This is a genomic window from Nitrospinota bacterium, assembly GCA_009873635.1.
In the GTDB taxonomy this organism is placed as follows: domain Bacteria; phylum Nitrospinota; class Nitrospinia; order Nitrospinales; family VA-1; genus LS-NOB.
In genome coordinates this window covers 257373-266673 of sequence record WAHY01000001.1, presented here as the reverse complement: position 1 = coordinate 266673, position 9301 = coordinate 257373, and the positions used below count along the sequence as shown (strand labels likewise).

The following is a 9301-nucleotide window of genomic DNA, read 5'->3' as shown; positions in this document are numbered from 1 at the left end:
GGCAGGGGCTTCTTGTCATAATCCAATGGGTGATCAATACCGGGCTGGATAGTCCCATCAACAGAATAAGGCCCATTGTTCGACCAATAATTGCGCTTGCGGGAATCAAGAAATTTGATACTGGTTATGTATTTGATGTTTTTATAACCATACTTGTAAGGGATAATTAGCCGTAGTGGGAATCCATGATCCCGGCTCAACGGTTGACCGTCCATACGTAATACAAACAAGACACGAGGCCGAAGCAGTTCTTCCAAAGCAAAACTTTCGTAATAGGAATCGGCAGATTGAATATAAACATATTTCGCCGATGGGTCGGGCTGGACCTTTTCCAGTAATTCATCAAAGCGGAACCCTTCCCACCTGGCCTTGGCAGACCAGCATTCAACACACTTAAGCCGTGAAACCTGGGAGTACATTTTAAATCCAAACAGGTCCTCATAAGCAAGACCGAAGGGATTTTTAACCATACCCCCTAACGCCAATCCCCAGTTTTGCATATCCACTCCAAGAAAGGGATTGGCACTTCGAATATGAAAACCAGGAATGTCCCGGTTTTGGACATATCGTTTGGGAATATTTTTGTCGTTGCGAAAATCGTCAGCCCATCCTGTTTTTCCAGGTATCAAGGATGACAAAGTGGTTAAAGAAAAAATCTTCAGGAAATTTCTGCGATCAAATTTAAAAGGGTCCATAGTTATCCCCTAATCAACGCAAGCCCAAAACATCCTGCATATCGTAAACAGCGTTGGGTTGGTTCAGAATCCATTGAGCGGCACGAACAGAACCTCTGGCAAAAGTTTCCCGGCTCTGTGCACGGTGAAACACTTCAAAGTTTTCTCCCATGCCGCCAAACAAAACCCGATGTTCACCGATGATATCCCCCGCACGCAAAGTGTGAATACCGATTTCTTTCGGAGTACGCACGGCAATACCTTTTCTTCCATAAACGCCAACCTCTTCGAGATTTCTTCCCAAAGAATCGGCAACAATTTCTGAAATACGCACCGCCGTTCCGCTTGGCGCATCCTTTTTAAATTTATGGTGCGCTTCAACAATTTCTACATCATAGGCGTCACCCAGCACCTTCGCAGCATCTGCAACCAGCTTGAACAATACATTAACCCCAATGCTCATGTTGGGAGCCACCACGCAAGGAATAGTTTTACCAATCTGCTCAATTTCATCACGCTGTTCCGGAGAAAACCCGGTGGTGCCTACCACCACAGCTTTGCCTTTTTCGGCACAGACTTTCAAAGTCTCCATGCTTGATTCGGGCGTGGTGAAATCAATCACAGAATCACAGGTTGCAAGAGCAGCAGCCAGGTCATCAGAAACAGCAACACCTTTATTGCCAATACCAGCAACTTCTCCAATATCCCTCCCAATATCAGGGCTTCCTGACTGCTCGGTCCCCCCACCCAGTTCAACGCCTTCTGTGTCTTCAATGCATCCGGCTATGGTCTTCCCCATGCGTCCGGCAATACCTATAACAAGAATTTTTGTCAATGTTCTACCTCCTGGCGGAGAACCGCCGCTTGAAACCAGCATTGTGTTAACCAGCAAAGTTTCCTCAGTCTCAAATTTCTATTATGCAATTTATAGTAACGCATAAGATTTGAGCACAGTTTGCAATTGCGACAGATGTTCCTTTGAAGGAGCGCACAAGGGCGGGCGGAACTCGTTTTCGATTCTGCCCATAAGAGCCAAGGCTGTTTTAACAGGAATGGGGTTTGTCTCAATGAACATGATATCGCTCAACTTCAACAACTCATAATGTATGGCATTTGCCATTTCCATATTTCCTTCCAGAGCGGCCTTGCACATATTGGCACACTTGTCAGGAACCAGGTTAGCCGTTACCGAGATGGCTCCCTTGCCACCTATAGCCATCATCGGCCATGTCAACGCGTCTTCTCCAGAAATCACTTCAAAATCCGGACCGCAGGAAGCTATGATCTCGCTGACTTGCACCAGAGAACCAGAAGCTTCTTTGATTCCGACAATATTTTTGAGTGCGCTCAGACGCGCAACGGTGCCCGAAGACATATTTATGGAAGTACGGCTGGGTACGTTGTAAAGAACGATGGGCAGATCTGTCTCATTGGCCACTGAAGAAAAATGCTGGAACAAACCTTCCTGAGTCGGTTTATTGTAATAAGGAGTGATCAACAAGGCCCCATCCGCGCCGATTTTCTGAGCGCGCTGGGTTAACTCCACGGCTTCATGAGTAGAATTTGAGCCAGTACCTGCCAAAACGGGAATCCGCTCTTTACAAGTGTCGACAGCAATTTTAATGACCTCTTCATGCTCAGCGTGGTCCAAAGTGGCCGACTCGCCGGTAGTTCCACAGGGCACGATACCATTCGTCCCATTTTCAATATGAAACTCAATCAACCCACTAAGAGCAGGGGCATCCACTTTTCCGTTTTTAAACGGAGTCACTATAGCAACATACGATCCTTCAAACATTGGAACCAGAATTATGGGTTAATATTCTACAAGCGTACCTTCAAAAGCTATACGGGCAGGACCTTCCAGATAAACATCACCATTATCCGTTTCAAAGTCGACTTTCAAAATGTCTCCTCCCCGGGTTTCAACTTCTACCGGAGGCTGAACCATTTTTTTATAATAAGATAACAGTGCCGAGGCGACCACACCGGTTCCGCAGGCAAGCGTTTCATCTTCCACACCGCGTTCGTAAGTGCGGATTTTAAGAGCACGGTCACCGACCTTTTCCACAAAATCAACATTGGTCCCCGCTGGAGCAAATGCTTCGTGGAAGCGGATGCCATGCCCCGCCTCCTTGACATTCACGTCTTCGATATTATCAGAGTAAACAATTGCGTGAGGAACACCGGTATTGAGACTATCTACCTGGTATTGCGTACCATTCAGAGCGACAGGGATATCCTGCTGTAAGTTTTCCGGCTGAGTGAGCTTGACTCTAATATTGCCATCACTGACTTCCGCGCCAATAATTCCGGCAATGGTTTCAAGCGTCAGTTTTGCAGGGGCTATTTTCTTTTCCACCGCATAGCGTGCCACACAACGGCCGCCATTACCGCACATCTCGGCAGAGGAACCGTCTTCGTTATAAAAATCCCATTTAATATCGGCCTTGTCCGAGTTTTCGACAAAAATCACCCCATCTGCACCGATGGACATTTTACGGTCACACACACGCCGGACAAAATCACGCTTTTTATCGTCATCCATCACCGGTACCCGGTTATCAATGATGATGAAATCGTTGCCACTGCCACTCATTTTTGTAAATTGAATCGCCATATCAAAACTTACCTTTTGAAAATTGTTTCTTTTAAGATGTCCACGAGCCGCCAAAGGTTGCAAGAACAACTTATAAGGGTGAGGAGATTCTAACACACCACCCACTGGCGTTCCAGCGTCACGCTGGTTACGCCGAGATTATTATTTTTCGCCCAGCGGGTATTATAAGTTGGCAGCGAGGCCTGCCCCGCTATACTTTCCAGCCTCTGTCAGTGCTGAGTTTCAGCAGTGCGGGCAGGAAGGTGACAGAGGCAACAAGACAGTTAAACACTCCCAGTGTCAACACCAGGCCAAGGCTATACACACCATAATGGTCCGCCACCATCATGCTGCCAAATCCGATCATTGTGGTGAGAGAACTGAGCAGGACAGCCAGACCGGTGCTTTTCCCCAATACACTGGAGTTCTTATCTTCTTCCTCCCTGTAACGGTGGGTGATGTGGATACCATTGACCACGCCTATTCCAAGTATGAGTGGCAGGATGACGAGGTTGGCCATGTTGAGCTTCAAACCGATCAATTCCATAATACCTACCGTCCAAATGGAACCTGCCATTACAGGAAGGAGAACGAAAAAAACCGTGCGTAAATTCCGGAACAGGAAAGACACGTAAATGATGATCGCGGTCATGGCATAGATTCCGCCATTGACATAACCTTCTGTCATCAACCGGGTGGACTCAAACATATGGACGGCTGTTCCGGTTACATCTGGGTCTACCGACCTGAGGTCATTTAGATATTTTTTTCTCTCATCCTGGTCCCAGACATCGACACTGGGAAAAATATGAGCGACAAATTTTCCCTTTTGCGAAATATATCGTTTTTTTAATTCTTCAGGAATTTCATTGAGTTTCACAAGTTTCGCACTGGCGTTGACTTTGAGTTCATCCATAAGGTTGCGATAGTCGGTAAAAAGCAATTGAGAAAAATTTTCGAGCCTTTGTTTTGCCAGGTCGGGCTCCACCTTCTGGCTCTGTTCCCGAAAATTTTTAACAAGGTCTCCCGCCACCTTAACCTGGCTGAGTTCATCCCCTTCCCTGCCTTGCAGTTTGAACTGGATACGTTTAAGTGTTTTATTCAATGCTTTCCATGAGAAGTCCGCATCTTCCGGTTCCACTTCAAGATCGTTTAAAAGGGGTGCAAGTTTTTCCCTGACAAAGACTGCGTTTTCTTCCTGATGTTTTGGTATTACTGCTGAGACGCTCTCTACCCGCGCCACTGTAGGCAATGCCTTGAGCTGGTCCTCTTTTTCCTGAATTTCCTCCAGAGAGTCAGCCAGTATAGCCGCAGACCAGGCCGAACGCCCGGCACTTTCAAGAATTTTCATTTCATATTGAACCGCCTCGGTTCCCTTAGCTTGCAGGTTAAGAAGATTGTAGTCAAACCGCAGGTCTTTTAACGCAAGTGATGAAATGAGAACCAGAATAATACACAAGCCGATGATGAAATAATAATGATCGAATATTTTATCGATGATTCCACTTTGTTCTACAGCCGCTGTTTTTTTATTTGTATAACTCGTCTTTCTCCATGTTTCTTCCAGCGTGATCAATGCGGGGAGAACCAATAGCATTGCAACCATACAAAAGAGAATTCCCCATCCTGCTATCCAGCCCAGTTCAACAATACCTGTGAAGTCGGTCAACACCATGGCCCCAAACGCCATAGCGGTTGTGATGGCACCGGAAAAATTTCCTTTTCCAGTTCCCTGCAGGGTTTTTTGCAGTGCCGTAAGAATTTCGTTGCCCTGTTCACGTTCCTCTTTAAAACGCTCAAGTATATGTATTCCAAAATCAATTCCTAAGCCAATCAGTATTGTGGTAAATACTACGGAAAGAATATTTAAATGGCCTATGGTCAGGGTGGTGAATCCCATGGTCCAACTTAAACCGAGCAGAAGGCAAAACACTGCCAAAAGAGGTTTAACCACACCCTGGTAGGCAACGATAAAAAGCAGGGCAACTCCTGCCAATGCAATTTTTGATGCGATTTCAACATCGGACTGGGTGGTCACCATTTCATCGCTTGATATCACATCTTCACCCGTTAGTCCTACGGTTACATCTGGAAAGTCTTTGCGGGTTTCAGAGATTAGCTGGCGGGCCTTTTCCACTGCATCCTTGTAACCGGTAAAACTGGTTTCGTCATCGTTGGGCACCACAAGAATAAAAAGCAGGTCCCCATTTTTTGAGACCATATAACCTTGTTCCCGTAAAGATTCTTCGCCACCTTTGAACAGGGACTGCCAGGGAGAGCGATAACTTGTTTCACCCATTAGAAATCGGTTCATTTCCTCAAGGAGCCTGACCAACAGGTTGAGGTCGCCCTCATCTTCTTTTTTTTTCTCTTCCTCTTCTCCCAGGAAATCACTGAGAAGAGAGTCAACCATGCCAGAACTGATTTCAGCGTTAATGCTGGCTAAAAGAGGGTGAAGTCCGGGAGAACTGTTTACAGACTCCAGAAAGTCCTGATGGTCTTCAAGCTTGCTTGTCAGCGTTTCCAATTCACCCCGGTCGAGATAAAGCATAAATCTGGAACGGAAGTAACTGGTATCAATTTTATGGACTACCTTTGAGAATAATTGTGGTTGGGTCAGTAGTTTCTTTTGCAATGCTTCGGCAAATCCGGCCATATCTGCATTTGTTTTTCCTTCCACGACAACGACCATGCCGTCCAGGTCTTCAAATTGCTCACGATAGTTTTCATATCGTTCGACATAAGCCAGGCCTTTTGCAACAAGATCACCACGTCCTGTTTTGAAAGTGAGTTTTTGGGCGGTCACCCACAAAGCCAGTACAGCAAGTAGAAGAGATGAGAAAACAACAAGAAGTGAATGCCGGTGGGCAAATCGTTCAATCGCAGATAAAAAACGGGTGAGAAAACCGGATGTCATGGGAGTTTTTTCAACCACCAGGCTTGAGGCCGACGGGCTTTTTTTGGCAGATAACCGGTTTTGTCGACCAGCGGAGACTCTGCGTTAGAAACGCACGCCAAAGGTTATTACGTGGGCATTGAGTCCGATATTAGGAAATTGAATTCCGGCGTTTGACACATGAAAGAGCCTGTAGTTGATTGAATAGGCACCCTTCTCCTTGAAGTACTCTATTCCCGCTCCAGCATGCAGCAGGAACTGAAACTCACTGCCTAACTCTCTCTCGGCTTCATCTTTCCAGTCCGTCATGGAAAAACCCGTACCGAGTAGAATATTCGGTGCCCATCTTCGTTTTGGACTAAGAAATTTATATTGGGCCATGAGTGGCGACCAACCGACCAGATATCCATTAGATCTATCAGAAACAGCGATACCGCCTTCCATATGGTAGAACCAGGCCCCTTGATACCAGCTGTCTTTAGCGATCACCCCTGTCAAATTGCGTTGCCAGTTCGGAAAAAAGAAACCGAAACCCAGATCAGTACGGTTTGGACCGGGAGGGAGATCAAAAGTCCAACCCCAGCCTACCTCTGCTCCGAAATCAGAATTCCCTTTTGAGAACCTTTGTGAAAAATTGTCAGCATTCACATTCGTCACATTGAACATCAAGAAGAACCCAAGAACAAAGGCCGAACGCAATATTAATTTCATATCCTATTGTTTCCTAAAGTTAAAAACTATTTACAAAAACTCAAACTAAAGGCTGGATTTTAGCATAAAAGCAATGATTTTCAGACCATTATTTACATTTGTCTTCAATCCCGTTTGTGTTATAATCGGCGTTTTCTCAAATAAATAAAGGGATTTTCGCTATGATGGGAATAGGTTTTCCAGAACTAATGATCATTTTGGTCATTATCATGATTATCTTCGGGGCTGGTAAGCTTCCGGAAATTGGCAGTGCTTTCGGTAACAGCATTCGGAATTTCAAGAAGTCCATGAAAGAAGCCGAAGAGAACGCAGAAGAAGAAGTGGCTGCTGAAGAGGCGGCAAAAGAAGTAACTGAAGGAGAAAGCGATAAGCCTGAGTCTGCCGAGAACCCTGTAGCCTCTACCACAGAACAGGAAACCAAATAAGCAACCCACCTTTCACCCATCCAGAGGGTATGTTTTATACAAAGATTCGCATTTAGACGAATCGCTTTGTATTTCAAAGCATCTTAAAAATACTGGAATAAAAGGGGAAACTGCAAATCCCGTAATGTTTCTATAAGGAGTATCCTGTTTCCAGTAGAAAATAAACCGGATTTGCTTTTTATGTCCTTTACCCAGCAAAAAGAAAATAAAGAACTTGAAGAAGCTCTAGTCAAGGATTTTCAAGCTGGAAACCTTGAGGCCTACGACAAAATAGCTGAGCTTTATCAAAAGAAAGTGTACGCGCTAAGTTTCAACCTGATGCGTAACCAAATGGATGCACAGGACGTGACTCAGGAGGTTCTCCTGACCTTGTTCAAGAAGATCCATATGTTTCAGGGCAAATCGGCATTTTCGAGTTGGGTTTACCGTATTACCCTTAATGCCAGCTATATGAAACTTAGAAGCAAGAAAAAGGAGCCCAATATATCGATTGACGAATTATTACCGTCTTTCAATAACGCCGGGTTTCAGCAGGAAAAAATTCAGGACTGGTCTGAAAATACCGAGTCTTTATTGTTTACTAATGAAACACGTGAAATCATCAATAAAGCTGTTGGACAATTGCCTGAAAAAGAAAAAGTGGTTTTCTTGCTGCGAGATGTAGAAGGCCTTTCTACCGAAAAGGTGAGCGAAGTATTGGACCTTACTATTCCAGCAGTTAAATCGAGACTACACCGAGCTCGATTGTTTTTGAGGAAAAAACTATCAGGTTATTTTGAGGAATACCATTCCCAAAAGGGGGAAACATGATCTGTTGTAAAGAATGCATTGATTTTCTATACGATTATATTGAAGGTTCGCTGGACGAGGACACCAGCAAATCTCTTGAGGAACATTTTGAAGAATGCCCCCCTTGTATCGCCTTTTTGAATACTTATAAATCTACAACCAAAATTTGTCGTGATACCTTGAATCAAATTGAAATTCCTGATGAAGTTCGCCTAACTCTGCAAGATTTTTTAAAAAAAAATAAAGAGCAGCATAAAAAGAGCTAGCATTATCTCCATAATAAAATCCCCGAAGGGATTTGAGTGGGATTTCAAGCTTACTATACATTGACAAACCTTTCTGGTTTATCTATATTTTTTAAATAGCTTCTGATTTTTCACTTCAAACCTGATAGAATCGCTTTTTCTGATAACCCTCTCTCGAGGCAAGGATATGGTTGAAATGAAAGTTGAGGGCCTGACGTTGGATCCTCTTACCAACATGCCCATCATTATTTTGAAAGATTCAACCGGCGCCAGGGCTCTCCCTATATGGGTAGGTTATTTTGAAGCCAACGCAATCGCCTTGGAGATAGAAAAGATCTCTACTCCGCGACCCATGACGCATGATTTACTCAAGAGCCTGATTCAAAATATGAAGGCTGAAGTCAACCACATCCTCGTCAATGAGCTAAAAGATAATACCTTTTACGCTGTAATTTCACTTGTATGTGGTGATATCACTCTCGCTATAGACTCCCGCCCCTCAGATGCTATCGCTCTGGCACTGAGAACCAAGTCACCTATTTTTGTTGAAGAGAAAGTGATTGAAGCCGCTAAAAGTCTGGACCTCCCTGATCCGGAAAAAACTAAAACGGATGATGACACGCAATGGAAAAACTGGCTGGATAATATAAAACCAGAGGACTTCGGCAAGCTTTGATACTGTCCAGGCATGGGGTCAAATAGCAAAGACCAAAGAACGTTTATCAGAAATTTGAAGGCATTACTCAGTTCTACCGGTTATTGCACAATACAGAGTGGATGCCGAAACATTTTTCCTGCTCGTTTCCCCATTCCTCAGCTGTTCATCTTTTCCAATATTAAAGTTGGAGTTTATTCCCGGCATCATCATTAAACACATTATTCAAGTGGAAAAGCTGTGAAAAACATCAGGTTATTTTGCAAACCAAGGCCTTCCTCTGTTGACCCCAAAATCGTCAACAAAT

Annotated in this window: 10 protein-coding genes; 4 read left to right on the top strand and 6 right to left on the bottom strand. The window is 44.4% G+C overall.

Annotation, left to right across the window (positions count from 1 at the left end):
* The 6 genes from F3741_01475 to F3741_01450 all read right to left on the bottom strand — a co-directional run.
* Nucleotides 1–695: molybdopterin-dependent oxidoreductase (locus F3741_01475; GenBank protein ID MZG29469.1), on the bottom strand; the 695-nt coding region annotated here is incomplete at its 3' end.
* Between the two features lie 13 nt (nucleotides 696–708).
* Nucleotides 709–1509, bottom strand: coding sequence for a 4-hydroxy-tetrahydrodipicolinate reductase (gene dapB, locus F3741_01470; protein MZG29468.1), 801 nt, complete (start codon nucleotides 1507–1509; stop codon nucleotides 709–711).
* A 90-nt stretch (nucleotides 1510–1599) separates the two neighbouring features.
* The gene (locus F3741_01465) at nucleotides 1600–2472 is read right to left on the bottom strand and encodes a 4-hydroxy-tetrahydrodipicolinate synthase (protein MZG29467.1); all 873 of its coding nucleotides are present in this window, start codon (nucleotides 2470–2472) and stop codon (nucleotides 1600–1602) included.
* Nucleotides 2473–2490: 18 nt separating this feature from the next.
* A complete protein-coding gene (locus tag F3741_01460) occupies nucleotides 2491–3294 on the bottom strand; it encodes a diaminopimelate epimerase (protein ID MZG29466.1) in 804 nt (267 codons plus the stop codon).
* Nucleotides 3295–3484: 190 nt separating this feature from the next.
* Entirely contained in the window at nucleotides 3485–6190 is a 2706-nt protein-coding gene (locus F3741_01455) for an MMPL family transporter (GenBank protein ID MZG29465.1), read from the bottom strand.
* Between the two features lie 84 nt (nucleotides 6191–6274).
* Complete coding sequence (locus F3741_01450; protein MZG29464.1) at nucleotides 6275–6880, bottom strand: acyloxyacyl hydrolase; 606 nt, start codon at nucleotides 6878–6880, stop codon at nucleotides 6275–6277.
* 161 nt (nucleotides 6881–7041) lie between these two features.
* Here F3741_01450 and tatA point away from each other — a divergent pair, with 161 nt between their 5' ends.
* From tatA to F3741_01430, 4 genes are all read left to right on the top strand, one after another.
* Nucleotides 7042–7305 carry a twin-arginine translocase TatA/TatE family subunit gene (gene tatA / locus F3741_01445; GenBank protein ID MZG29463.1) on the top strand — a complete coding sequence of 88 codons (264 nt, stop codon included), beginning with the start codon at nucleotides 7042–7044 and terminating at the stop codon, nucleotides 7303–7305.
* A gap of 180 nt (nucleotides 7306–7485) precedes the next feature.
* Nucleotides 7486–8115, top strand: a complete 630-nt coding sequence (locus F3741_01440) for a sigma-70 family RNA polymerase sigma factor (protein MZG29462.1) — start codon at nucleotides 7486–7488, stop codon at nucleotides 8113–8115.
* Complete coding sequence (locus F3741_01435; protein MZG29461.1) at nucleotides 8112–8360, top strand: zf-HC2 domain-containing protein; 249 nt, start codon at nucleotides 8112–8114, stop codon at nucleotides 8358–8360. Before F3741_01440 ends, F3741_01435 begins: the two co-directional genes overlap by 4 nt.
* Before the next feature lie 166 nt (nucleotides 8361–8526).
* The gene (locus tag F3741_01430; GenBank protein ID MZG29460.1) at nucleotides 8527–9015 is read left to right on the top strand and encodes a bifunctional nuclease family protein; all 489 of its coding nucleotides are present in this window, start codon (nucleotides 8527–8529) and stop codon (nucleotides 9013–9015) included.
* The last annotated feature ends 286 nt before the right edge of the window (nucleotides 9016–9301 follow it).